Origin of the sequence: Paraburkholderia sp. RL17-368-BIF-A (assembly GCF_046054045.1) — a bacterium.
GTDB classification, from domain to species: Bacteria; Pseudomonadota; Gammaproteobacteria; order Burkholderiales; family Burkholderiaceae; genus Paraburkholderia; species Paraburkholderia graminis.
Map to the genome: position 1 here is coordinate 153,359 of NZ_JARESN010000004.1, position 23,867 is coordinate 177,225.

Annotated in this window: 22 protein-coding genes; 10 read left to right on the forward strand and 12 right to left on the reverse strand. The window is 64.2% G+C overall.

The window, feature by feature from the left end:
- Nucleotides 1-443: 443 nt before the first annotated feature.
- Nucleotides 444-2,033, reverse strand: coding sequence for an efflux transporter outer membrane subunit (locus tag P0D87_RS09000; protein ID WP_408636790.1), 1,590 nt, complete (start codon nucleotides 2,031-2,033; stop codon nucleotides 444-446).
- 178 nt (nucleotides 2,034-2,211) lie between these two features.
- Nucleotides 2,212-2,637, reverse strand: a complete 426-nt coding sequence (locus tag P0D87_RS09005) for a hypothetical protein (RefSeq protein WP_053858921.1) — start codon at nucleotides 2,635-2,637, stop codon at nucleotides 2,212-2,214.
- A gap of 217 nt (nucleotides 2,638-2,854) precedes the next feature.
- On the opposite strand from P0D87_RS09005, the gene P0D87_RS09010 reads away from it, so the two are divergent.
- Entirely contained in the window at nucleotides 2,855-3,400 is a 546-nt protein-coding gene (locus P0D87_RS09010) for a MarR family winged helix-turn-helix transcriptional regulator (protein ID WP_053858922.1), read from the forward strand.
- Between the two features lie 131 nt (nucleotides 3,401-3,531).
- Nucleotides 3,532-5,130, forward strand: coding sequence for a DHA2 family efflux MFS transporter permease subunit (locus tag P0D87_RS09015; RefSeq protein ID WP_053858923.1), 1,599 nt, complete (start codon nucleotides 3,532-3,534; stop codon nucleotides 5,128-5,130).
- Between the two features lie 19 nt (nucleotides 5,131-5,149).
- Here P0D87_RS09015 and P0D87_RS09020 read toward each other — a convergent pair whose 3' ends face one another.
- From P0D87_RS09020 to ada, 4 genes are all read right to left on the reverse strand, one after another.
- Complete coding sequence (locus P0D87_RS09020) at nucleotides 5,150-5,677, reverse strand: hypothetical protein (RefSeq protein WP_053858924.1); 528 nt, start codon at nucleotides 5,675-5,677, stop codon at nucleotides 5,150-5,152.
- A 136-nt stretch (nucleotides 5,678-5,813) separates the two neighbouring features.
- Nucleotides 5,814-7,430 carry a glutamate--cysteine ligase gene (gshA, locus tag P0D87_RS09025; RefSeq protein WP_053859105.1) on the reverse strand — a complete coding sequence of 539 codons (1,617 nt, stop codon included), beginning with the start codon at nucleotides 7,428-7,430 and terminating at the stop codon, nucleotides 5,814-5,816.
- A 319-nt stretch (nucleotides 7,431-7,749) separates the two neighbouring features.
- Nucleotides 7,750-8,667: a DNA-3-methyladenine glycosylase family protein gene (locus P0D87_RS09030; RefSeq protein WP_053858925.1), complete on the reverse strand. Its 918-nt coding sequence runs from the start codon at nucleotides 8,665-8,667 to the stop codon at nucleotides 7,750-7,752.
- Entirely contained in the window at nucleotides 8,664-9,839 is a 1,176-nt protein-coding gene (gene ada / locus P0D87_RS09035; RefSeq protein WP_029971184.1) for a bifunctional DNA-binding transcriptional regulator/O6-methylguanine-DNA methyltransferase Ada, read from the reverse strand. Before ada ends, P0D87_RS09030 begins: the two co-directional genes overlap by 4 nt.
- A gap of 417 nt (nucleotides 9,840-10,256) precedes the next feature.
- Here ada and P0D87_RS09040 point away from each other — a divergent pair, with 417 nt between their 5' ends.
- Complete coding sequence (locus tag P0D87_RS09040; RefSeq protein WP_053858926.1) at nucleotides 10,257-10,682, forward strand: VOC family protein; 426 nt, start codon at nucleotides 10,257-10,259, stop codon at nucleotides 10,680-10,682.
- Nucleotides 10,683-10,716: 34 nt separating this feature from the next.
- On the opposite strand, the gene P0D87_RS09045 is transcribed toward P0D87_RS09040, so the two are convergent.
- Nucleotides 10,717-11,271: a YaeQ family protein gene (locus P0D87_RS09045; protein ID WP_029971182.1), complete on the reverse strand. Its 555-nt coding sequence runs from the start codon at nucleotides 11,269-11,271 to the stop codon at nucleotides 10,717-10,719.
- Between the two features lie 141 nt (nucleotides 11,272-11,412).
- The gene (locus P0D87_RS09050) at nucleotides 11,413-12,390 is read right to left on the reverse strand and encodes a LysR family transcriptional regulator (RefSeq protein WP_006050620.1); all 978 of its coding nucleotides are present in this window, start codon (nucleotides 12,388-12,390) and stop codon (nucleotides 11,413-11,415) included.
- A 147-nt stretch (nucleotides 12,391-12,537) separates the two neighbouring features.
- Here P0D87_RS09050 and P0D87_RS09055 point away from each other — a divergent pair, with 147 nt between their 5' ends.
- From P0D87_RS09055 to P0D87_RS09075, 5 genes are all read left to right on the forward strand, one after another.
- Nucleotides 12,538-13,986 carry an aldehyde dehydrogenase family protein gene (locus tag P0D87_RS09055; RefSeq protein ID WP_053858927.1) on the forward strand — a complete coding sequence of 483 codons (1,449 nt, stop codon included), beginning with the start codon at nucleotides 12,538-12,540 and terminating at the stop codon, nucleotides 13,984-13,986.
- Between the two features lie 145 nt (nucleotides 13,987-14,131).
- The gene (locus tag P0D87_RS09060; protein WP_006050617.1) at nucleotides 14,132-15,136 is read left to right on the forward strand and encodes an arabinose ABC transporter substrate-binding protein; all 1,005 of its coding nucleotides are present in this window, start codon (nucleotides 14,132-14,134) and stop codon (nucleotides 15,134-15,136) included.
- Between the two features lie 95 nt (nucleotides 15,137-15,231).
- On the forward strand, nucleotides 15,232-16,800 hold the full coding sequence (gene araG, locus P0D87_RS09065) for an L-arabinose ABC transporter ATP-binding protein AraG (protein WP_053858928.1): 1,569 nt from the start codon (nucleotides 15,232-15,234) through the stop codon (nucleotides 16,798-16,800).
- An 86-nt stretch (nucleotides 16,801-16,886) separates the two neighbouring features.
- Nucleotides 16,887-17,891, forward strand: a complete 1,005-nt coding sequence (gene araH, locus P0D87_RS09070) for an L-arabinose ABC transporter permease AraH (protein ID WP_006050615.1) — start codon at nucleotides 16,887-16,889, stop codon at nucleotides 17,889-17,891.
- Between the two features lie 39 nt (nucleotides 17,892-17,930).
- Nucleotides 17,931-19,664, forward strand: coding sequence for an IlvD/Edd family dehydratase (locus P0D87_RS09075; protein WP_006050614.1), 1,734 nt, complete (start codon nucleotides 17,931-17,933; stop codon nucleotides 19,662-19,664).
- A gap of 275 nt (nucleotides 19,665-19,939) precedes the next feature.
- Here the strand turns inward: P0D87_RS09075 and sap1 are convergent, their stop codons facing one another.
- Nucleotides 19,940-20,278, reverse strand: coding sequence for a surface attachment protein Sap1 (gene sap1, locus P0D87_RS09080; RefSeq protein WP_006050613.1), 339 nt, complete (start codon nucleotides 20,276-20,278; stop codon nucleotides 19,940-19,942).
- A gap of 467 nt (nucleotides 20,279-20,745) precedes the next feature.
- Here sap1 and P0D87_RS09085 point away from each other — a divergent pair, with 467 nt between their 5' ends.
- Entirely contained in the window at nucleotides 20,746-20,958 is a 213-nt protein-coding gene (locus P0D87_RS09085) for a hypothetical protein (RefSeq protein ID WP_006050612.1), read from the forward strand.
- Between the two features lie 64 nt (nucleotides 20,959-21,022).
- On the opposite strand, the gene P0D87_RS09090 is transcribed toward P0D87_RS09085, so the two are convergent.
- A complete protein-coding gene (locus P0D87_RS09090) occupies nucleotides 21,023-21,448 on the reverse strand; it encodes an HIT family protein (protein WP_006050611.1) in 426 nt (141 codons plus the stop codon).
- A 240-nt stretch (nucleotides 21,449-21,688) separates the two neighbouring features.
- Between P0D87_RS09090 and P0D87_RS09095 the strand changes: the two genes are divergently transcribed.
- Nucleotides 21,689-22,021, forward strand: a complete 333-nt coding sequence (locus P0D87_RS09095; RefSeq protein WP_053858929.1) for a hypothetical protein — start codon at nucleotides 21,689-21,691, stop codon at nucleotides 22,019-22,021.
- Nucleotides 22,022-22,126: 105 nt separating this feature from the next.
- Here the strand turns inward: P0D87_RS09095 and P0D87_RS09100 are convergent, their stop codons facing one another.
- Both P0D87_RS09100 and P0D87_RS09105 read right to left on the reverse strand, forming a co-directional pair.
- The gene (locus P0D87_RS09100) at nucleotides 22,127-22,288 is read right to left on the reverse strand and encodes a hypothetical protein (protein ID WP_006050609.1); all 162 of its coding nucleotides are present in this window, start codon (nucleotides 22,286-22,288) and stop codon (nucleotides 22,127-22,129) included.
- Between the two features lie 243 nt (nucleotides 22,289-22,531).
- Nucleotides 22,532-23,743 carry a tyrosine-type recombinase/integrase gene (locus P0D87_RS09105; RefSeq protein ID WP_053858930.1) on the reverse strand — a complete coding sequence of 404 codons (1,212 nt, stop codon included), beginning with the start codon at nucleotides 23,741-23,743 and terminating at the stop codon, nucleotides 22,532-22,534.
- Nucleotides 23,744-23,867 lie beyond the last annotated feature (124 nt).

Genomic DNA, 23,867 nt, shown 5'->3' on the forward strand with positions numbered 1-23,867 from the left:
GCGCGGATGCTGCAACGCGCGGAGCAGCGCGTTTGATCTAGCGGCAAAACGAGACCGGTCAAGGTTGTCGCTCGCACGTCGAGTTCGACGGCAGACAACGTCGTCGCTCGGACGTCGAGCTGGACCCGCCGATGCGTGGCGCGGATGCTGCAACGCGCGGAGCGACGCGTTTGATCTGGCGGCAAAACGAGACCGGTCAAGGTTGTCGCTCGCAACTCGGGCTAGAGCCGCGGATGCGCGGCGCGGGTGCTGACAAAGCCGCCGTGCGGCACTTCGAATTAGCAGCGAACGGCACACGGACGTCGTTGCCGCTCGCATGTCCAGTCGGACCCGCGGCGGCTCGTACAGCGCTAGATGCAAAAAAGGCATGACGGGTTTCGTTGGCCCGTCATGCCTCCTTCGCATCTGAACGCTGCACGGCGCGGTGCGCCCTGCTCGCTTGCCTATTTGCTTTGCGCTTGCATCTGCGCGGACGTCGCCGTCTGCGCAACTCCTCCCTGCGCGACAGGCGTCGCCGCCGATGCCGCCGCCGACGCCGGCTCCGGCGCCGCCACCCCACCCGTTTCCCGGTTCATTTGCGATACATCCCAGCCGCCGCCCAGCGCCTTCACCAGTCCCACCGACGACACCATCCGCTGCCCCGCGATGGTTTGCAGCTTCTGCTCGGCCGTGAACGCCGTGGTCTGCGCGGTCAGCACGTTGACATAACCGACCGTGCCCGCCTTGTATTCGTTCGTCACGATGGCAAGCGCCTGGCGCGCCGACTCCACCGCCTGCTGCTGCACCACGATTTCCCGTTCGAGGATGCGCTGGGACGCGAGATTGTCTTCGACGTCCTGAAACGCCGTCAGCACCGTCTGACGATAGGTGGCGACGTTCTGGTCATACGCGGCGCGCGCTGCTTCGGTTTGGGCGCGGCGCAGGCCCGCGTCGAAGAGCGTCGCCGCGAGTTGCGGGCCGACCGTCCAGAAGCGCGACGGCGCCGTCAGCAATTGCGAGAACACCGAGCTTTCGAAGCCGCCGCTCGCCGACAAGGTCAGCGACGGAAAGAACGCGGCGATGGCGATGCCGATCTGCTCGTTGGCCGCCGCAGCCTTGCGCTCGGCGGAAGCGATGTCCGGCCGCCGCTCCAGCAGTGCCGACGGCATTTGCGCGGGCACGGCGGGCGGCGTGGCGGTGAGCGGCATCGGCGGGATCGAGAAGGTGGAGGCCGGTTCGCCGACGAGCACCGCGATCGCGTGTTCGTCCTGCGCGCGCTGCACGCCGTTGTCGATCGCGGATGCCTGCGCCGATTGCAGTTGCGTTTGCGCCTGGATCACATCCGAACGCGCGGCCACGCCCGCGGCGTACTGGTTCTGCGTGAGTTGCAGCGAGCGCTGATAGGCGGCGACGGTTTCGTCCAGCAGTTTCTGATTTGCGTCGAGCGCGCGCAGCGCGAAATACGTCTGCGCGAGCGTGGCCTGCGCGGACAGCCGCGCGTTCGCCAGATCGGCCGCGGCGCCTTGCTGGCCGGCCTTCTGCGCATTCACCGAGCGGCCCACGGAGCCCCACAGGTCGGGCTCCCAGCTAGCGTCGAGTTGCAGGTCGTAGCTGTTGCTGACGCCCGAGCGGCTGACGCTCGTCGATCGCGCACTCGACGAAGCACCGCTGCCCGAGCGCGTCGCGCCCGCCGACAAACCGAGGGTCGGGAAGTACGCCGCGCGCGCCTCGCCGACCAGCGCGCGGGCCTGCCGATAGGCGGCCGCAAATTGCGCGATGGTCTGATTGGCGGCGTTCAGCTTGTCTTCGAGCGCATCGAGTTGCGGGTCCTGATAGATCGTCCACCACGCGCCGCGGTCCTCGTGATCCGCCGGTTGCGCGACCTTCCAGCCGGGCGCGGCTTCCTTGTATGAAGCCGGAATCTCGGCGGCGGGGCGCTGGTAGTCGGGGCCGACCGCGCAGGCGGCGACGAGGCCCGCGGCGGCCAGCGCGACGGCTAGGGTCAGGACGCGAGGCGCATAGGTCCGCGCGGACGAGGTTCGGTCAGACTGCATGCATTTTTCCTTCTGGACGCCACGACGCCGCCAATGACGGACGGCGCCGGCCTACGATGTGCCGGCATGTTAGCGTATGAGCCCGCTGGGCGCGGGAAACAGAAAGGTTAATGCGGGCAGCGACGAAGGTGTGTTACTGACGGTGTCGCGAAGGTTACGCGCCGTTACTGGCTGCCGTTCAGACGCGGGCGTCGGTGCGCGAATCGATCCGCGATTCCGTCGATGTCGTCTTGCGCGCGAGCTTGCCGGCTGCGGCCCGGCACGGTGCTTCGCCGCGCGACTGGCAGGCGCTTGCCGCGCCGTGGGCGATGACAGGTGCCGCGCTCTTAACGCCTGACACGCTTGCCGCGTTCGCGAGCGCCGCCGCGCTGTCCACCGACCCGCCCTTCGCAGCTTTGATGTCCGCGATGCCCTTCAAACTCTTGCGCGCCCGACGATGCTCGAACCACGCCAACACCGCGACTCCCACCGATCCGCCGGGCAGCACGAACAGCACGGCGAACAACGCGAGCTTCCACCAGCGATGCGGGCCCTGGAAGCTGTGCAAAGCGGAATCGGTCAGAGAGCGGCTGAGGCCGCCGAGGGTATTTTTCAGGTACAGCATGGGAGGGACATCCTTGGGTCACGCCGGCCTGGCGGCGGACAAAAAAAGCGGTCAGAACATAGTCTCGGGTGGCGCGGATCGCGTAACTCGTTGCTTAATATAATATTGACTATGCAAGTAAATTTCAAGATACTGTGCGCGATGCGCGGCCGCGTTGTTGTTTTTCGGTGTCGCGCGTGTCCAGAATGTGCGTCTGCTGCAATGTCCCTGTACCCAAATGACTGACGGCCCCTACAAAGCGGACGAGATCCGGCTCGATACGAGTCTCGGCTATTACCTGTCGAAAGCGCGCAACGTGCTGGTCGAGCGCACCGACCGCGCGGTCAAGCCGCTGGGGCTGACGGCGCAGCAGATCGGCGTGATCCTGTTGCTCGCTGCCGGGCGCGCGAACACGCCGTTCGAGTTGTCGCGCGTGATGTCCTATGACAGCGGCTCGATGACCCGTCTGCTGGACCGCCTTGAAAAGAAAGGCTTTTTGCAGCGCACGCGTAGCGACGCCGATCGTCGGATGGTCAAGCTGGAGTTGACGCCGCAAGGGCATGAAGCGGCGCAGCAGTTGCCCGGCATCGGCGCGGCCGTGCTGAACGAGCAGTTGCGCGGCTTCTCGGACGCGGACCTCGCGACGCTGATCGAGCTGCTTAGCCGTTTCATCGCCAACGGTATCGACCCGGGGACGAGCGCAGGCTGCGGCTTGTGTGCGGAGGCTGAGCCGCCCGGCGACGCAACGGCCGACGATTCATCGCCGGAGAAGGGCGAGCATTAATCGCAGAGCGCCTTCTAGGGGCGCAGTTGTAAAACAATATCTGTCTGGGCAGAGTGTGATGCAGCATGCAAATGCCCAGAGAAACGCGACAAGCCAGGCACGACACACTTCCGCGCTGAGGAGAACAACACATGGCCGCTACGGCTTCCAACGCTGACGAACCCGCAGCTCAACCTGCACACCAGCCCGCGAGACCACCCGCGGCCGAACCGGCGCCGCTCAAAGGCGGCGCGCTCGCGCTGCTGACCGTCGGGCTCGCGCTCGGCACGTTCATGGAAGTGCTGGACACGTCGATTGCCAACGTCGCCGTGCCGACCATCTCCGGCAGCCTCGGCGTGGCGACGAGTCAGGGCACATGGGTGATCTCGTCGTATTCGGTGGCTTCGGCGATTGCCGTTCCGTTGACGGGCTGGCTCGCGCGGCGCGTCGGCGAAGTGCGGCTCTTCACGCTGTCCGTTCTGCTCTTCACGATCGCCTCAGCGCTGTGCGGCTTCGCGCATAACTTCGAGTCGCTGATCCTGTTCCGGCTCGTGCAAGGGCTTGTGTCCGGCCCGATGGTCCCGCTGTCGCAAACCATTCTGATGCGCTCGTATCCGCCCGAGAAACGCGGGCTCGCGTTGGGACTATGGGCGATGACCGTGATCTGCGCGCCGATCTTCGGCCCGGTGATGGGCGGCTACATCACGGACAACTACACCTGGCCGTGGATCTTCTACATCAACGTGCCGATCGGCCTTTTCTCCGCGGCCTGCGCGTTCGTGCTGTTGCGCGGGCGCGAAACCAAAACCACGCAGCAGCGTATCGACGCAATCGGCCTTTCGCTGCTCGTGATCGGCGTGGCGTGTCTCCAGATGGTGCTCGACCTCGGCAAGGACCGCGACTGGTTCAACTCCACGTTCATCGTGACGCTCGCGGTGATCGCGGTGATTTCGATTGCGTTCATGCTCGTCTGGGAGATGACCGAGAAAGAGCCGGTCGTCGATTTATCGCTCTTTAAGGACCGCAATTTCGCGCTCGGCGTGCTGATCATCTCGTTCGGCTTCATGGCGTTCTTCGGCTCGGTGGTGATTTTTCCGCTGTGGCTGCAAACGGTGATGGGTTACACGGCGGGCCTCGCCGGTCTCGCCACCGCGCCGGTCGGCATCCTCGCGCTGTTCCTCTCGCCGATGATCGGCAAGAACATGCACCGGCTGAATCTGCGCGTGATCGCGAGCTTCGCGTTCATCGTGTTTGCGTTCGTGTCGTTCTGGAACTCCACCTTTACGCTCGACGTGCCGTTCAATCACGTGATCTGGCCGCGCCTCGTGCAAGGCATCGGCGTGGCCTGCTTCTTCGTGCCGATGACGACCATCACGCTCTCGAGCGTGTCGGACGACCGGCTCGCGAGCGCTTCGGGCTTGTCCAACTTTTTCCGGACCTTGTCCGGCGCAATCGGCACCGCGATCAGCACGACGTATTGGGAGAACGACACGATCCGCCATCACGCGATGCTGGTCGATAACGTCAACGTCTACACGGCGAACACGAACGCGTACACCAGTGCGCTGGCCGGCGCCGGCCTTTCCGGCGACAGCATCACGGCGCAGCTCAACCAGGTGGTGACCGCGCAGGCTTATATGCTGGCCACCAACGACTTCTTCCGCATTTCGTGCGCGGGCTTCCTCGTGCTTGCCGTGCTCGTGTGGATCACGAAGCCGCGCAAAGGCGTCGGTCCGTCGATGGGGCATTGAGCTGCGCGCAACGCGTCGCTCACTGACTCACGGCTTCGCCAGTGGATGGCGTGACCGACTGTCCTTGCTGCATATCGGGATGCAGGGCGGGATGCGCTGCGGCGGAAGCGGGCTGCGCCGGCTTGGCATCGGTTCCCTGTGTGCCTGCCGGCGTGCCGCGCACATATTGCTTGAAGTCCGCGCCCGCTTCCCACGGGTTCGGCTTGCAGCCGAGCGAGCCGTCACAATGCGCGGCGAAGCCGATCGTCGCGGTGCCGTCCGGATTCTGCGTGCGGGTGATCTGGTAGGCGAGCGCGCGCTTGCCGCCGTCCGGGCCGGCGGTCTGGATCAGCGTGCTGGTCGCGGCTTCGATCTTGTACTTCGAGTTATTCGCGACCCACGTTTGCGCGCGCTGCCACCAGAGGTCGCACTCGGCCTTGCTCGAACAGGTCAGCGGCGTGGTGGCGATCTGCATGACGTCGGGATCGACTTGTCCCTGCGTAGAGCATGCCGTCGCGGCAACGGCAGCCCCGGTAACGCACAGTACGGACAACAGACGTTGCTTCATCACGTTGATCCTCCCTCTTGTTAGCGTGTCCTATCAGTTTGGACCGCGTCGTGTAGAGGGTGTTTCCTTCAGATCAGAGAAACGTGCAAATGCGTGGACAATTTACCGATGCGTGCCGATGCGGCACCCGCTTCGCTCACACGCTGAAGCGGTTCAACGTATAAGCCCGATAAGCGGCGACGAACGCATCGAACGAGCCCACTTCTTCGCGTTCGAGTTTCGCCTGCTCCTCCAGCGATTGCGCGGCCAGCTCCTCAAACTCCTTCGCCACGTCCGCAGGCAGGGGACGCGCGCGGAAGTGCGCCGCATGCGCTTCGCTCTGTTCAAGACCGAATTCGAGGAAGCTCTGCTGCTTCTCGCGCATGGTCTGCAATACGCGTGCGGACGGCGTCAGCGACGCATCCGCCAGCTTCGCGCGCTGAACCGCAACCGAGCGCGCATGCGCGTCGCCGCCGTTGAGCGCGTCGAGCGCGGCGGCGGCCGCTTCGATCTTGACGAACAGTTCGTCGGCCCATTCAGTCATCGCGATGGTCTGCCCGTCGCGCGTGAGTTCGAGGCCGGGCTTGCGCCCTTCGGTCGTCACGCGCGCGAAGTTCTGGTTCGCCTCGCAATAGGCGGGCGGCGGCAGCGGCGCGCTGTCGTCGAGCGCACACACGAGCAGATAGGCGTCGAGAAAGCGCGACGTTTCGAGCGAAATACCGACCGGCTCGAAGGGATCGATGTCCATGCAGCGCACTTCGACATATTGCACGCCGCGCGCGGCGAGCGCATGCAGCGGCCGTTCGCCGGGATACGTGACGCGCTTCGGACGGATCGTCGAATAAAACTCGTTTTCGATCTGCAATACGTTCGTGTTGATCTGCACCCACTCGCCGTCGCGCTGCGTGCCGATGGCCTCATACGCCGGATACGGCTGGCTGACGGCCTTCGCGAGCGCGTCGAGATAACCGGGCAGCGTGTCGTAGTCGGCGTGCAGCGCGGCTTGCGCGGTGGTGTTCGAGTAGCCGAGATCGCTCATGCGCAGGCTCGTCGCATACGGGCGATACAACGTGTCGGCGTCGAAGGTTTCGAGCGTATGTTTGCGCTCGCGCAAGAAGCGGCGGTCGAGCGCGGGCGACGCGCCGAACAGGTACATCAGCAGCCAGTTCGTGCGGCGGAAATTGCGGATCAGCGAAAGGTAACGGTCGGACTGAAAATCGACCGCGTTCGCGGTGGATTGCTGCTCGGCGTGCAACAGCCGCCACACTTCTTCGTTCAGCGAATAGTTGTAGTGAATGCCCGCGATGCATTGCATCGTGCGCCCGTAGCGCAGCGCAAGGCCGATGCGGTACACGTACTTCAGCTTGCCGATGTTCGACGAGCCGTAATCCGCGATCGGGATGCCTTCATCGGTGTCGGGCAGCAGACCCGGCATGGAGTTGTTCCACAGAATCTCGTCGCCGAGGTTCGCGTAGACGAAACGATGCAGCGTGTCGAGCTTCTCGAGCGTGAGCGCGACGTCGTGCTCGGCCGGCGTGATCAGTTCGATTAGCGCTTCGGAATAGTCGGTGGTCAGCGAAGGATGCGTGAGCGCCGAACCGAGCGCGCGCGGATGCGGCGTCAACGCGAGCTGGCCCTCGTGCGTCACGCGCAGGCTTTCTCTTTCGATGCCGCGCAGGCCGCGTAGCAGCGCGTCGCGCTGCGGCCCTGAAGTCAGCACGGACAGGCGGTGCAGGAACGCGTCGGTCGTGCGGGATGAGGTCGTGTTTGGCATTGATGCGAGTCGGGCGTTGTCGGCCGCCATGTGCCGCCTGGCTGCTCGCGGGCAGCATGTTGCGGTTGACAACGTTCGGCGGAATTTTCAGTAGCGGGCACTTTAACATCTCGCCACCGCGCCTGCTTGAGGCCGCTTCGGCGGGCGATTGCAGGCCGCCGGGGCGTCTGTTGGCCGGTCTGTTTTCACGCCGGATTCGCGGATTTGGCCACACGGATTCCAGGTTATTGTGGCCATTGCAGCCGCGTTTTTTTAGTGAGCGTGGCGACACGGCATGGCGTGTCGCCATCTTCGCCTTAGACGACTAGCTCGCGCAGCACTAACCGCCGCGCGCGGCCCCGGCCCGATCCGCCACCTCGTTCCACAGATGCATCGCCGCATAAGCGCGCCACGGGCGCCAAGCGTCGGTGCGCGTGCGCTGCTGCGTGGGCCGCACCAACGACGGATCGCGCGCGCAGATCGACTGCATCAGCACGAGATCCCACGCGGGCCAGGCGTCGGGGTCGCGCCACGCGCGCATCGCGACATACTCGACCGTCCAGGGGCCGATGCCCGGCAGCGCGAGCAAGGCCGCGCGCAGTTCGCTTGCGTCCGCCGTGGCGCTGTCGAGCGGCACATCGCCCGTCGCGACCGCGCGCGCGAAGCCTTGCAGCGCGGCCACGCGCTTGCCCGGCATGCCGATTTGCGCGAGGTCGACGGCTGCCAGCGCTTGGGGCGTCGGAAAACGCCACGCCGTGTTGTCATGCGGATGCCCTTCGATACGCTCGCCCGCCCGCTGCACCAATCGTCCGATGATAGTGGTCGCCCCCTTCACGCTGATTTGCTGGCCGACAATCGCGCGCACCACCAGTTCGAAGCCCGACCACGCACCGGGCACGCGCAAGCCGGGCGCCGCGTCGATCAGCGGCGCAAGCCAGGGGTCCGCGGCGAGCGCGGCGCCGATCTTCTTCGGATCGGCGTGCAGATCGAACATCTTTGCAATCGGCGCGGCGAGCGCGTCGGCGTGACGGCTCACCGGGCCTTCGATGTTCGCCACCAGACAGCGCTTGCGCGGATGCTCGCGCACGCTGAGCGTGCCGCTGTCGCCGGCCCATTCGATCGCGCGGCGATACGCGCCGTCTTCGACGGTCTCGACGCCGGGCGTCGCGCGTCCGCTGAAAAAGCGCAGCAGGCGCCGCCAGTCGAACGGCGCTTTGTACGGGAGTTCAAGAGTTGCAACGTCGTCGAGCGTGCTCACGCGGCGTGGTCCAGTTTGGTGGCGAGGGGTTGAACAGGCGTCGTTTCGGGGCGGGCGGTTTCGTCGGCGGAAACGCGGTGCGCGTGCTGCGCCTCGTTGTCGAGCAGCGCGGCTTTGCGCGGCAAGCCCCAACGATAGCCGGCAAGCGCCCCGCCCTTTTGCACGACGCGATGACACGGAATGGCAAGCGCAACCGGATTCGTCGCGCAGGCGCTCGCGACCGCGCGCACGGCGCGCGGCGCGCCGACGGCTTCGGCGATCTCCGTGTAGCTGCGCGTCTCGCCGTAGGGAATGTGCCGCAGCGCGTCCCACACGCGCTGGCGGAAGGCCGTCGCGGCGATATCGAGCGGAAGGTCGAAATGCTGACGCGTGCCGCGCAAATAGGCGTCGATCTGCGCGACGAACGGCTCGAGCCGCTCGGCGTCCTCCAGCAGATCGGCATTGGCGAATTCGCCGCGCAGTTCGTCGACGAGCAAAGCGGCGTCGTCGCCGAAACCGATCTTGCAGATGCCCTTGGCTGTCGCGGCCACCAGCACGAAGCCGAGCGAGGTCGGCGCGCTGGCGTAGCGCACGGTCAGCCCGGCGCCCTTGCGGCGATATTCGGACGGTGCCATGCCCAGTTCCGCCGACGCGCTCTCGTACATCCGCGAAGGCGAGTTGAAGCCGGCGTCGAGCGTGGCGCGCGTGACGTCGGCGCCGCGCTTGAGCGCATCGCGCAACGCGGCGCCGCGCCGCGCAGCCTGATACTGGCGCGGCGACACGCCGACGACCCGCTTGAACAGGCGCTGAAGGTGGAACGGGCTCAGGTGCACGGCGTCGCTCAATTGCGCGAGCGTGAGACGTTGCTGCGGATCGGCGTCGAGCGCCGCGCACGCGCGGTTCACGATGTCGAGTTCGCGCGGCAAGCCGCCCGGCTGACAGCGCTTGCAATCGCGAAAGCCGGCGGCGCGGGCCGCGGCGGCATCGGCGAAAAACGCGACGTTCTCGCGGCGCGGCTGGCGCGATGCGCAGGACGGACGGCAGAACACGCCCGTCGTCTTCACGCCGTAGAAGAAAGCGCCGTCCGCGAGCGGATCGCGACGGGCGACGGCTTCCCACCGTTCGTCGTCGGAATGCCAGGCGGCGGTGCGGGCGGTCGTGTCGGTCTCGGCGGGTTGATGGGTGCGGTTCATGATGGTCCCGGATGGGTGCTGTCGATGCTCACCAATGTAGGCCGCATCCCGACACACTACGCTCCGGTTCTTGCTCTGTCATTGCGCTTCCTCGTAGCCGGCAGACGCCCGGCCGGCGCCGCTCGGCGTCATCTGACGGCTCGTTTTGCCTCCAGGTGCGACAATTTTGCACGATGTCGGGTTTTCCCCTAAAAAGTTATTGCGTCGCACCAAGCGCATGTGTATATTAGTACCTGTCTCCTCCATGTCTCCTCCTGATATGGATTCAGCCCGCTCCACATAGAGCGGGCTTTTTTTCGTCTATACGTTTTGCGTGCCGGCCGACGCTGCTCGGTATCTAGCCCGTCAACACCCGCCCCGCTTTCCCATAAACTGGCTGTTCTCCGTTTAATAAATCGGCCACGGGAGGCGCTCAATATGAAGATTCATATTCGCGAGATCGACCATGTTGTGATTCGGGCGACCGACGTTGCGTCGATGGCGCGCTTTTACTGCGACGTGCTCGGTTGCAGCGTCGAAAAAGAGCAGCGCGAACTGGGGCTCACGCAGTTGCGTGCGGGGCGCTCGCTGATCGACCTGCTGCAGGTGGGCGCGAAGATCGATCGCCCGGAAAACGGCACGCCCGGCGCGGGACGCAATATGGATCATCTCTGTCTGCGCGTCGAGCCGTTCGACGCCGAGGCGCTCAAGGCGCACCTGGCCGCCCAAGGCGCGCGGCTCGGCGAAGAAGGCGTGCGTTATGGCGCGGACGGCTACGGGCCGTCGCTGTATCTGTTCGACCCCGAGGGCAACATGGTCGAGCTCAAAGGACCGCCCGAAGCGGCGCGCGTGACGTCGCTCTGAACCTCGCGTCGCGGGCGGCCGGGCCGGCGCAAAGTCAGGTGTTCGCGGGCGCCTTCAACACCGTCCACTCGATTTTCACGGCGTCGGCTTCAGCGCTGCCGAGCCACGCTTCGCCGTCCTGCACGGTGCATTGCAGCCGCATCGTGCGCTCCGCGAGCGAGCCGAGTTCGGCCGCGATGTTTTCGCCGAGCGACCACACCGTCACATTGCGCATGCGCTCGACCTTGTTGCGCACGCCCTGCCACCAGATGTCCGAAGTCCGGCCGCCGTAGGCAATCACAATCACCTCGTTTGAACGGCCGCTCGCCTTGGCGATGCGCCGCTCGTCGGGCTGGCCGACTTCGATCCACGTTTCGATCGCGCCGGTCAGGTCCTTTTGCCAGAGATCCGGTTCGTCGACATCCGATAAACCCTTGCAGAATTCGAGCCGTTCCTGCGCGAAGAGCGCGAACGCGGCGACGCGGACCATCATGCGCTCGTCGGTTTCGGACGGATGACGCGCGATGGTGAGCGAATGGTCGGCGTAATAGTGCCGGTCCATGTTGGCGATCTGCAGTTCCGCCTTGTAAATCGTCGATTTGAGAGCCATGCCGTTGCTAAACCAGACGCTCGCCCCACCGGAGCGAACGGAAAATGAATCGTCGACGGCGCGTTGCCGTCTTCCGTGTTTGTTGTACATTTTGCGTCCCTCCCTGCCGTCAGCCGGCCATCTCATGAAGGGAGGAAGCATTTATCGAACCATGGCCGCCTCCGACGGCGCGCCGTACACCTCGCCCGCGGCCTCGCGCAGCGCTTCCAGCACGACCGACGCGGCCGGCGAAAGCAGGTGCGACTGGCGCGTGATGATACCGAAAGTGTCCATCCTGCATGGCAAATCGATCGGCAGGCGCTTCAGCACGCCGTACTGTTGGTACTGGCCCGCCACTTCGTTCGGCAAAACCGCCAACATGTCGCTCTGAAGCAGCAGGCTCGAAATCGCCAGAAAGTTGTTGGTGTTGACCACGTTCTGCGGCGGATTCAGGCCGATCTGCGAAAACATCAGATCGAAACGATGCCGCAACACGCTGCCCGGCGGATGCAGCACCCAGCTCGCGTTGACGATTCCCCGCAGCGTCAGCCCGCTCTCGTTTTCCAGCGGATGGCCCGGCCGCGCGACCACGCACAGCGGTTCGTCGGCGAGCGGTTCGTAGCGGACTTCGGTCTTGAACTGATTTTGCCGCTCGAGCACCCGGCCGATCATGATGTCGAGTTCGCCTTCGGCGAGCCGCGGCAACATCACGTCCGACGTTTCGACTTCCGCCCAGATCTGCAATTGCGGATAACGCTCCTTCACGCTCGCGATCGCGCGCGGCACCATCGTGGCCGCCGCCGCCGCGATCACGCCGATGCGCACCTGCCCGGCGAGTCCCGCGCGCAGCGCCGAGATTTCGTCGTGTGCGTGGCTCAGATTCGAGAGCACCATGCGCGCATGACGGATCATCACCTCGCCGTACAGCGTCGCGTGCATGCCGTGCGGCGTGCGGTCGAAGAGGCTCACGCCCAGCATGTCCTCCAGTTCCTTGAGGAGCCGCGAAGCCGCCGGCTGCGTCATGCCCAGCACGTCGGCGGCGCGCCGCACGTTGCCTTCTTCCTCCATCGCGGCCAGCAGCAGCAACTGCCGCGTCTTTAGCCGCGCACGCACGAACCAGTTCGAGTAGCTACGCGTCATGGCCTGTCTCCAACATCATTATCGTTGGCGCCATGATGCCATACCGGAATTGTTATCGGGATAGCCTAAAAAGGGATTGGAAAGTTATTGCGCCCGCTCATACCATTCGTGGACTTTCCAGGCTTCTCCCATGGCGCCATTCCGTCGATGAACCGCGATCCGCTCGTCCCGCTCGTTGCCAGCCCGCTGCGCCATTACATCAATGGCGGCTGGGAGACGGGCGCGACCACGGGCGTTTCGCTGAATCCGTCGGATCTCGACGACCCGGTCGGCGAATATGTTCGCGCCGACGTGCGGCAGACCGACAGCGCGATTGAAGCGGCCAATGCGGCTTTCGGCGAATGGTCGCTGAGTTCGGGCCAGCGCCGCGCGGACGCGCTCGACGCGATCGGCAGCGAAATGCTCGCACGCCGCGACGAACTCGGCCGTCTGCTAGCGCGCGAAGTGGGCAAGACCTTGCCCGAGGCGCTGAGCGAAGCCACGCGCGCCGGCCAGACCTTCAAGCTGCTCGCCGCCGATGCACAGCGCGCGTACTCGGAGCCTGTGGCGTCGGCGCGTGCCGGCGTCGAAATCGACATGACGCGCGAGCCGCTCGGCGTGGTCGGCATCATCGCGCCGTGGAGCGCGCCGCTCGCGACTGCGGCGGCCAAGATCGGCGCCGCGCTGGCGCACGGCAATTGCGTCGTCTTCAAGCCGGCGGAATCGACGCCGGCTTGCGCGGCGGCGTTGGCTTCCATCGTGAGCCGCGCGGGTTTGCCGGCGGGCGTGTTCAATCTGGTGATGGGCAGCGGCCGCCAGGTCGGCGCGCGGATCGTCGCGCATCCGCTCGTCGCGGGCATCAGCTTCAGCGGATCGGCGGAAACCGGCACGCGTGTGCTGCAAGCCGCGGCGGCGCGTCAGGCGCGCGTGCAACTGGAGATGGGCGGCAAGAACCCGTTCGTCGTGCTGGCTGATGCCGATCTCGACATCGCCGTCGATGCCGCGTTGACCGGCGCCTACGGCTCGACCGGCCAGCGCAGTACGGCGGCGGCGCGTCTGATCGTCGAACGCGCGATCTACGAGCCGTTCGTCGACGCGTTGCAGGCAAGGCTCGCGAAACTCACCGTCGACCATGCGCTGAAGCACGGCACCGACGTGGGCCCCGTCGCGAACGCCGCGCAACTGGAGCGCAATCTCGACTACGTGCGAATCGCGGCGCAGGAAGGCGCGCAACTGCTGCGCGGCGGCCGGCGGCTCGAACGCGCGACGCGCGGCTACTTCTTCGAACCGGCGCTGTTCGCGGGCGAAGCCGAGCACCGGATCGCGCGCGAAGAAATTTTCGGACCGCTCGCGGTCGTCTTGCGCGCCGACGATTACGAGCACGCACTCAATCTCGCGAACGACACCGCCTATGGTCTGTGCGCCGGCATCTGCACGCGTTCGTTGAGCCGCGCCCGGCATTTTCGCCGCCATGTGCATAGCGGCCTCGTCACGATCAATCTGCCGACGACGGCAGTCGAGCATCACGCGCCTGGCGGCGGGCGCAAGGCATCCGCGTATGGCTCGACCGACGCGGCGTTCTGGACGGCCGTGAAAACGGCCTACGTCGCGAGCTGATCCCGGTGACTCATATGCACGTCGCCGCCCGCATCGATTCCGCATCGGATTTCCTGGCTCAGTTTTCAAGTTCCGGCTAACGCCGTGTATCGCCTCGCTGCACATAAACGAAATCAATGCAGCTTTTCAACCTCAGGAGACAGACATGACCAGCAAGCTTCGTCGTTTGACGCTCACCGCGATCGCCGCGGCCACCCTCGCCGCGCCCTTTGCGATGCAACTTTCCGCGCATGCGGATCAGCCGCTCAAGGTCGGCTTCCTTGTGAAGATGCCGGAACAGGCATGGTTCATCAACGAACAGAAAGCCGCGACGGCGCTCGGTCAGAAGGACGGCTTTTCGGTGGTGAACATCGGCACGCCGGACGGTGAAAAAGTGCTGTCCGCTATCGACAATCTCGGCGCACAAGGCGCGAAGGGCTTTGTGATCTGCGCGCCCGACGTGCGTCTCGGACCGGCGATTCAGGCGCGCGCGAAGCGCTACAACATGAAGTTCGTCACCGTCGACGATCAGTTGGTCGACTCGAGCGGCAAGCCGCTGCCGAACGTGCCGCATCTGGGCATGTCCGCGTTCAAGATCGGCAATCAGGTCGGCACGGCCATCGCCGAAGAAATGAAGCGCCGCGGCTGGAAGCCGGAAGAAGTCGGCGCGCTGCGCATCACGAACTACGAGCTGCCGACCGCGAAGCTGCGCACCGACGGCGCGACGCAATCGCTGCTCGCCGGCGGCTTCAAGAAAGAGAATATCTTCGACGCTCCGCAAAAGACGACCGACGACGAGGGCGGCTTCAACGCTTCGTCGCCGGTGCTCGCGCAGCATCCGAACATCAAGAAGTGGGTGATCTTCGCGCTGAACGAGGAAAGCGTGCTGGGCGGCGTGCGCGCCACCGAGCAACTGCACATTCCGGCGGCGGACGTGATCGGCGTCGGCATCAACGGCGCGGGCGAAGCCTTTGCCGAATTCCAGAAGAAGGAGCCGACGGGCTTCTACGGCACGATCGCCGTGAGCTCGACGATGCACGGCCGCGAAAGCACCGAGAACCTCGTGCAGTGGATCAAGGACGGCAAGCAGCCGCCCGCCGATACGCAAACCACCGGCAAGCTGATGGTGCGCGGCAACTGGCAAGACGTGCGCAAGGAACTCGGCATTTAAGCCGCGTTCGACCTTGCACGCGGCGGGCCGCGTCTCTCATGTGCGTTGAAGCGCGCGCGGCCCGCCCAGCCTGATCACTACCGAGGTTTTTTTCGATGACGTCCACACACACTGCGCCTTCCACCGGCGATGCTTCTGTGCCGGTGCAAGCGCCCTCGCCTGCTGCGGCGCTTGCGTCGCGCGAGCCGTATCTGCAACTCGACGGCATCACCGTGCGCTTTCCCGGCGTGCTCGCGCTCGACCAGGTGTCGCTGGAAGTGCGGCGCGGCGAAGTGCATGGCCTGATGGGCGAAAACGGCGCGGGCAAATCGACGCTGCTCAAGGTGCTGTCCGGCGTGAATCAGCCGGCGGCGGGCACGTTGTCGCTCGGCGGCGTCGAGCAGCAGTTCACTACGACGAAGGCGGCGATTGCCGCGGGCGTCGCGATCATCTATCAGGAATTGCATCTTGTGCCCGAGCTGACGGTTGCGGAAAACCTCATGCTCGGCGCGCTGCCGAATCGCTTCGGCATCCTTGACGAAAAGGCGCTGGTTGCGCGCGCGCTGCGCGAACTCGAAAGGCTCGGCGAAAAAATCGACCCGTCGCAGCAGGTGAAGAATCTGTCGATCGGTCAGCGGCAGATGATCGAAATCGGCAAGGCGCTGATGCGCGACGCGCGCGTGATCGCATTCGACGAACCGACGAGTTCGCTGTCGTCGCGCGAAACCACGCAACTGTTTCGGATCATCCGGGCGTTGCGGGCCGAAGGCCGCGCGATCATCTACGTCACGCACCGGATGGACGAGGTCTACGAACTGTGCGATCGCGTGACCGTGTTCCGCGACGGCCGCCGCATCGATACGTTCGATGCAGGCGCCGGGCTCGACCGCGATCGTCTGATCAGTTGCATGGTGGGCCGCTCGATCGCCGACGTGTACGGCTATCGCACTCGCGAACTCGGCGACGTGCAGCTCGACGTCAAGGGACTCATGGGTAAGGGGCTGCGCGAGCCGGCCACTTTCTCCGCGCGCAAAGGCGAGATAGTCGGCTTCTTCGGGCTCGTCGGCGCGGGGCGTTCGGAGTTGATGAAGCTCATCTACGGCGCGGTCAAGCCGACCGCCGGCGACATCACGCTCAAAGGCAAGCCGGCGCGTTTCGCCACGCCGCGCGACGCGGTGCGCGCAGGCGTCGCGCTGTGTCCGGAAGACCGCAAACAGGAAGGCATCGTCTCGATCGCTTCGGTATCGGACAACCTCAACATCAGTTGCCGCCGCCATTTCAGCCGCTTTAACGTGCTCAACGGCCGCAAGGAAGCGCAGACCGCGAAGGAGTTCATCGGCAAGCTCGCGATCAAGACGCGCAACGGCGAGACGCCGATCGGCACGCTCTCCGGCGGCAATCAGCAGAAGGTGATTTTGTCGCGCTGGCTGGCCGAAGAGATCGACGTATTTCTGATGGATGAGCCCACGCGCGGCATCGACGTCGGCGCACGCAGCGAAATTTATGGGCTGCTGTATGGGCTCGCCGAAGCGGGCCGCACGGTGATCGTGGTGTCGAGCGATCTCGCGGAAGTGATCGGCGTGGCCGACCGCGTGATCGTGATGAAGGAAGGACGCCTCGTCGGCGATCTGCCCAAGGCGCAGGCCACGCCCGATGTGCTCATCAAGCTCGCCCTGCCCCGCTAGCCGCATACAACCGAACGAACGCAACCGAACGCAAACTGAGTCGCGCCGCTGAATCGAAACCGCGGCATTGAAACGGAACACACATCATGAACACACCTTCAACCGAATCCTCCACGCCGGCCGTCGCTTCCGCGGGCCTGAGCGCGCGCGCGGCGCGCACGTGGGATCTGATCAACAAGTCCGGCATCGTGATGGTGTTCATCATTCTGTTCGCGGTGCTGTCGTTCACCGTGCCGGACTTTCTGAGTTCGCGAAATATTCAGGGCTTGCTGCTTTCCGTCACGCTGATCGGCTCTATCTCCGTGACGATGATGTTCGTGCTCGCGCTCGGCGAAGTCGATCTGTCGGTGGCGTCGATCGTGGCCTTTGCGGGCGTGGTGGCGTCCACGCTGATCACGGCGACGCATAGCGTGATGCTCGGCGTGGCCGCGGGCGTGCTCGCGGGCGGCGCGGTCGGGCTTGTCAACGGCGTGCTGGTCGCGCGCTACAAGATCAACTCGCTGATCGTCACGCTCGCGATGATGGAAGTCGTCCGCGGTCTCGCCTACATCACGTCGAGCGGCGACGCGGTGATGATTTCGGAAGAACGCTTCTTCGATCTTGGCGGCGGCTCGTTCCTCGGCATTTCGTTTCCGATCTGGAGCAACATCGTCGGCTTCGTGCTGTTTGGTTTTCTGCTGAAGAAGACCGTGTTCGGCAAGAACGTGCTGGCTGTCGGCGGCAATAGCGAGGCCGCGTTGCTTGCCGGTCTGCCCGTCACGCGCATCAAGATCACCGTGTTCGTGCTGCAAGGCCTCGTGACCGGTTTTGCGGGCGTGATGCTTGCGTCGCGTATGAGTCTCGGCGATCCGAAAACATCGGTCGGCCTGGAACTCGGCGTGATTTCCGCGTGCGTGCTCGGCGGCGTGTCGCTGACGGGCGGCGTCGCGACGATTTCCGGCGTGCTGGTCGGCGTGCTGATCATGGGCTCGGTGCAGGACGCAATGAGCCTGATGAACGTGCCGACTTTCTATCAATACCTGATTCGCGGCGGGATTCTGCTGCTCGCGGTGCTGTTCGACCAGTTCCGCCGCAGCAAGCGCGTGCACTGACAGGCGCCCCGCTCTACACGTTTGCCAACAGGAGATTTCATGGCTGATTCCAACCAGACTAAAAAGCCGCTGCGCAGCCAGGCGTGGTTCGGCCTCAAGGACCGCGACGGTTTTCTGCATCGTTCGTGGATGAAAAACCAGGGCATTCCGCACGACGAATTCGACGGCCGCCCGGTCATCGGCATCTGCAATACGTGGTCGGAACTGACGCCTTGCAACGCGCATTTTCGCGAGCTCGCCGAGTACGTGAAAAAAGGCGTGCATGAGGCCGGCGGCCTGCCGCTCGAGTTTCCCGTGATGTCGCTCGGCGAAACGAATCTGCGGCCGACGGCGATGCTGTTTCGCAACCTCGCTTCGATGGACGTCGAGGAATCGATTCGCGGCAATCCGATGGACGGCGTGATTCTGCTCGTCGGCTGCGACAAGACTACGCCCGCGCTGCTGATGGGCGCGGCGTCGTGCAATCTGCCGTCGCTCGCGGTGTCGGGCGGACCGATGCTGAACGGGCGCTTTCGCGGCAAGCATATCGGCTCGGGCACGGGTGTCTGGCAGATGTCCGAGGAAGTGCGCGCCGGCACGATGACGCAGGAAGAATTCACCGAAGCCGAGTCGTGCATGAACCGCTCGCGCGGCCATTGCATGACGATGGGCACCGCTTCGACGATGGCTTCGATGGTCGAATCGCTCGGCATGGGCTTGCCGCAGAACGCGGCGATTCCGGCCGTCGACGCACGCCGTCAGGTGCTTGCGCATCTGGCCGGCCGGCGCATCGTCGACATGGTTCGCGAAGATCTGACGATGGACAAGATTCTCACGCGCCAGGCGTTCGAAAACGCGATTCGCACGAACGCCGCGATTGGCGGCTCGACCAATGCGGTGGTGCACCTGATCGCGCTTGCGAAGCGCATCGGCGTGGAGCTTTCGCTGGAAGACTGGGAGCTCGGCTCGAACGTGCCGTGTCTCGTCAACCTGCAGCCGTCGGGCGAATACCTGATGGAAGATTTTTATTACGCCGGCGGTTTGCCCGCTGTTTTGAAGCAGCTCGGCGAACAAGGTCTGCTGCATCGCGAAGCCCTGACCGTGAACGGCAAGACGATCTGGGACAACGTGCGCAACGCGTCGAATTACGACGAGAAAGTCATCACGACATTCGCCGAGCCGTTCAAGGCAAAGGCGGGCATCGCGGTGCTGAAGGGCAATCTCGCGCCGAATGGCGCGGTGATCAAGCCGTCGGCGGCGACTGCCGAGCTGCTCAAGCATCGCGGCCGCGCGGTGGTGTTCGAGAACATCGAGGAACTGCACGCGAAGATCGACGACGAAGCGCTCGACATCGACGAAAACTGCATCATGGTGCTCAAGGGCGCGGGGCCGAAGGGCTATCCTGGCTTTGCGGAAGTGGGCAATATGCCGCTGCCGAAAAAAGTGCTGCAAAAAGGCATCACGGACATGGTGCGCATTTCCGATGGACGCATGAGCGGCACCGCGTATGGCGCGGTCGTGCTGCACGTCTCGCCGGAAGCGGCCGCGGGCGGCCCGCTGGCTCTCGTGCAGACCGGCGACATGATCGAACTCGATGTCGAAGCGCGGCGCCTGCACCTCGAAGTCAGCGACGAGGAACTCGAACGCCGACGCGCTGCATGGCAGGCGCCCGAGGCGCCCAAACGCGGCTACTACAAGCTCTACGTCGAGCACGTGCTGCAAGCGGATCAGGGCGCGGATCTCGACTTCCTCGTCGGCTCGAGCGGCGCGCCGGTGCCGCGCGATTCTCACTGAACGTCGCGAGCGATTCCGACGAGATAAACGGTTGTTCCTGCGCTTTGCGAGAAGGCGTACTGCCGATGCGGATCGACATGCCGCATCGGCTTTTTTTCGCGCTCTGCGTAAATCGTTCCGCGCAAAAAATAAAAACCGGTTGGACACTCGAAATGTCCAACCGGGGTTTTTTAATCGCAAGCTCAGCGTCTCCGGCGTTTAAAGCCAGAGAATTTGCTTAAGCCAATTGCGTTCCGGCGTTTTACCGGAACGTCCGCATACTGGCGTGCTGCAAATTACTGCTTGATGAATCGATCGTTCGCCCAGAGGCCTTGCGTGTCGCTATTGCCTGCATTCACGAATTCGAAATCGTGGCCGACAACGCGCACGACGCGGAAGCTCGAATTCTCCGGCGTGGAAACGCATTGATATCCGGAGAAGAACTCCTGCATTTTCTGCTGTTCGCCGGCTTGCGCGTGCTGACTGACGGCGTCGAGCTTGTCTTTCGACAGACAACCGTACGCGTTGGCCTTGAACTGAATGGTTTGCTGCGGCTTGATCACGGCGTCTTGCGCCTGAACGGTTGCGGCAGCCAGACTTGCAATGGCGAAAACAAGGGCGAGTCGAGCTTTCATAGGTTCCTCCGGTGCGGGCCAAATGCTCAGGTTAGCTATGTGTTTAACTCCATCGTCTAACCCGCACCTTGCACTCTAGGAGAACTGGGCAGAACAACAAGCACATCTTGTGTGCGGTTGCAACAGTGGCGAATTGTCGCACCGCGCGCCGCATGTGCTTAAGCCTTAGGCAGCGCGGCAAACCAGTTGAAATACGACGGATACCTAAGCGACTTATATCGTGCAGCGCTTTAACCAGTAAAGCTTTGCGATGCGGCATTAGCGTAAACGCGATATTCGATTTAAGCGAATTACTACAAGCGGGAATGCGCTTGGTGCATTGCACACAAAGTCATTTGTTTACTCGCGTCGAAATTGGGAAATAACGGTGCACGTGCAGAAGATAAACGATGCCAGGCGACGTCGCGCGTTATGCGCCAGAGTTAATGCGCGGTGGCCGGCAGCGCAGGTACGTGCGCTGCTCTAAAATGAATTCGATGCTCGTGCAAACGGAGGCCACCGTGATCGAGAACCTGATACTGGGCGTTTTTCTCGTCCTTCCGCTCCTCATCGTCGCGTTTCTTTTCTCCGACGAATTGTGGCAGGAACACCGGCATCTGCACGACATGCGACCCATGCACGCGAAGCCGCGGCGGCTCGACTGGCGTCATCCGCTGCGTCGTTCGCGGCATCGGCTATAAGCGGTGTTCGTCTAGGGCGATGACGGTGCAGCGGCGTCGTACTCGAATGCGCAAGCGCAGTTCGTCAGTCCGCGCGCCAATGCGCGCGAATGCGTTTGGCGAGCGCTTCGAGCGTGTCGGCGTCGGCCATGTCGCGTGCATGCATGCGTAACGGCTGTCCTTCCCAACGCGGAATCACGTGGAAGTGCACATGCGGCACCGTCTGACCGGCTGCCGCGCCGTTGAACTGGCCGATGAACACGCCATCCGGACGCAACGCCGCACGCACGGCGATGGCCAGCTTTTGCGTCATGCGGATGCACGCGACCGTCGCCGCGTCCGAGAGATCGAAGATTTCCGCGGCGGCTTCCTTCGGCACGACGAGCAGATGGCCGTCGGCTTGCGGCATCAGATCCATGAAGGCGAGCGCCGCATCCGTTTCCGCGACCTTGATGCACGGTAGTTCGCCACGCAGAATCTTCGCGAACGGGTTGCTGTCGTCGTAGGTCATCGCTTTTTTCTCCATATCGATCATTGCAGATTGGGGCGGGCAGGGCTTTCGCGCCTATTGTCCGCCAGATCGGCGTCAGTTCGATTTTCGACGGCGTTCGCGACATTCCCCGCGCCGCTTCGCGCGCACCGACAGGCACCGTTCGAAGTTACAGAGGTAATGTGTCGTTACCACTTGCAGCATCTATTTCCGCGCGGCTCGCCGACAATTCGTTCCATGCCTCAACGGCGGGAGCGAAAAATGAAAAAGTTGGCAGTGGCTTTGATGATGGCGGGCAGCCTGAGCGTCGCGGGACAAGCGTCGGCTCATGGCCATGACGGCGGCGATCTGATCGGTGCGCTGATCGGCGGCGCCGTGCTCGGCGCGGTGGTGACGTCGGTATTGAATCCGGCGCCGGCGGTGGCTTATCAGCAGCCTGTCTATGCGCAGCCGGTTTACGCGCAGCCGGTGTATCAACCGGCGCCGGCCTACGACGGCCCGCCGCCGGGCTACTGCTACGACCAGTACCAGCGCGCGTATGTGGCATGCGGAGCGCAGCCGCGGCAATACGAGTATGCGGACCCTGGGTGGTAGCTCGCAGTCGCGCCATGACCGCGCGCCGCAGACAGAAAGGCCGTCGCCACACTGCGACGGCCTTTTTCATTTTGAGCGCCGCGTGGCGCTGGGTCGCGCCGCCGCTCAGTGCCTGTGATGCAGCCACTCGGCGTAATGCGTATCGAGCCAGCGCTCAAGCCTGGGTGGCTCCGCCTTGTGGAAATAGCGGGACGTCGCCCAGATTGCCGCGCCGACCAGCAGCATCACGGTAGGCCCAAGCAGGTAAGCGATCAACGATTCGGACATGGCAGCCTCCTTGGAAAGGTTGCATCGTTGCTCCAGTGTAGGCGATCAATTGCAGGAGAAAAGTGTCGCGTGACGCTATGGCCACCAGGGTGCTTCGCGTCTCGAGGCAGTGTTTTAGTAACCTGATGAACGCAAGCTGTTTCTCCTTGCAGACAACGCGTTACCGCGTGGCGTGGTGCCGCTGTGTACCTAAAATGAGGGCTTGCGACCACTGCATGTCCGCGCCTCGCGCTGCGGCGCTTTTTAGCCCGCGCGGCTCGCGCTTTGCCGCGCCGCGTCAAGCTGGGCGTCGACAAAGTCTGCCCAACGCTGCGCGATTTGCCGCTGTTCCGTGGCATCGCGTGAGCTGTCCTCGCGTGACGCGCTTTGTCGCGTTTTCACTGAACTTTTGTCCGTTTGCGCGTGCTCCGTCATCTCCCGCAGATGTGCGGCCGCCGTTCGCCGGAAGTCGTGCAGAACGAAATGCTCGACGTCGAGGCCGAGCGCCTTCACGGCCTGGTTGAGCGTGCTCTTCGCGATCGGCCGGTCGTCGCCCCTCACGCTCGGGAAGACGAACGTGGCGCTCGCCCGCGTGCGATGCAGTTCGCGCAGCATCGTCACCGCTTGCAGCGGCAGGTAGACGAGCTGATCGGCGTCCTTCTTCAGGCGCGCGGCGCCGATGCGCCATAGCGCTTTATCGAGGTCGAACTCGTCCCACGTCGATTCCACCAGGTCCGATTTGCGAACCATCGTCAGCACGAGCAGATGCAGCGCGATTTTGAGCGGCCGGCGAATGCTCGACGTTTCGATCGAATGCAGCATGGCGCCGATTTCATCGCCGGACAGCACGCGCGTGCGGCTCTCGAAAGTCGCGATGGAGCGCGCCGGCACGACTTCCGCCGGGTTGGCGGTCGCAAGCTGTCGCGCGATCAGATACTCGTACAGGCGCTTGATGACGTTGCGGGTATGCAGCGCCATTTTGGGCGAACCGCGGCTTTTGATCCTGTCGCAGATGGCGACGACGTGCTCCGCGGTGACGGCCTTCACCGGCAGGCCGCCGATTGCGGGTAACACGTCTTTGTCGAGCGCGCGACGCGTGGTGCGGCGATATTCGTCCGACTTGCCCGCCATTTCGGTCGCCATGTAGAGCTCCGCGGCTTCGCGCAAGAGCTCCGCTTTCGCTTCGGCGCCGCGATCGCGGCGCGCAGTGGCGACCGGCGAAATGCCTTGCGCGACCAGTTCCGCATACTTTTGCGCCTTGGCTCGTGCGACGCGCAGCGAAATCATCCGGTAATCGCCGATGGTGGCGAGCGGCTGGCGCTTGCCGTTCAGCGAATAGCGAAAGCGCCAGACTTTGGTGCCTGTGGTCATCACTTCGATCACGAGGCCGTTGCCGTCGGCGAGGCTGTAGCGGGCGGCGCGCGGTTCGAGCGCGCGCACTTGGGATTCGGTGAGGGGAACGGCTCGGCGGGGCATGCTCGGAGGGCTGAGAGGCGACAGCGCGAGTTTAAACTGTTTGGTGCTGTGTACCAAGTAATCGCGGCACTGATGGTCTACAAACGCGGCTGGCGCGCTTGGCTCGCAATGGCGGAGTTCCCTC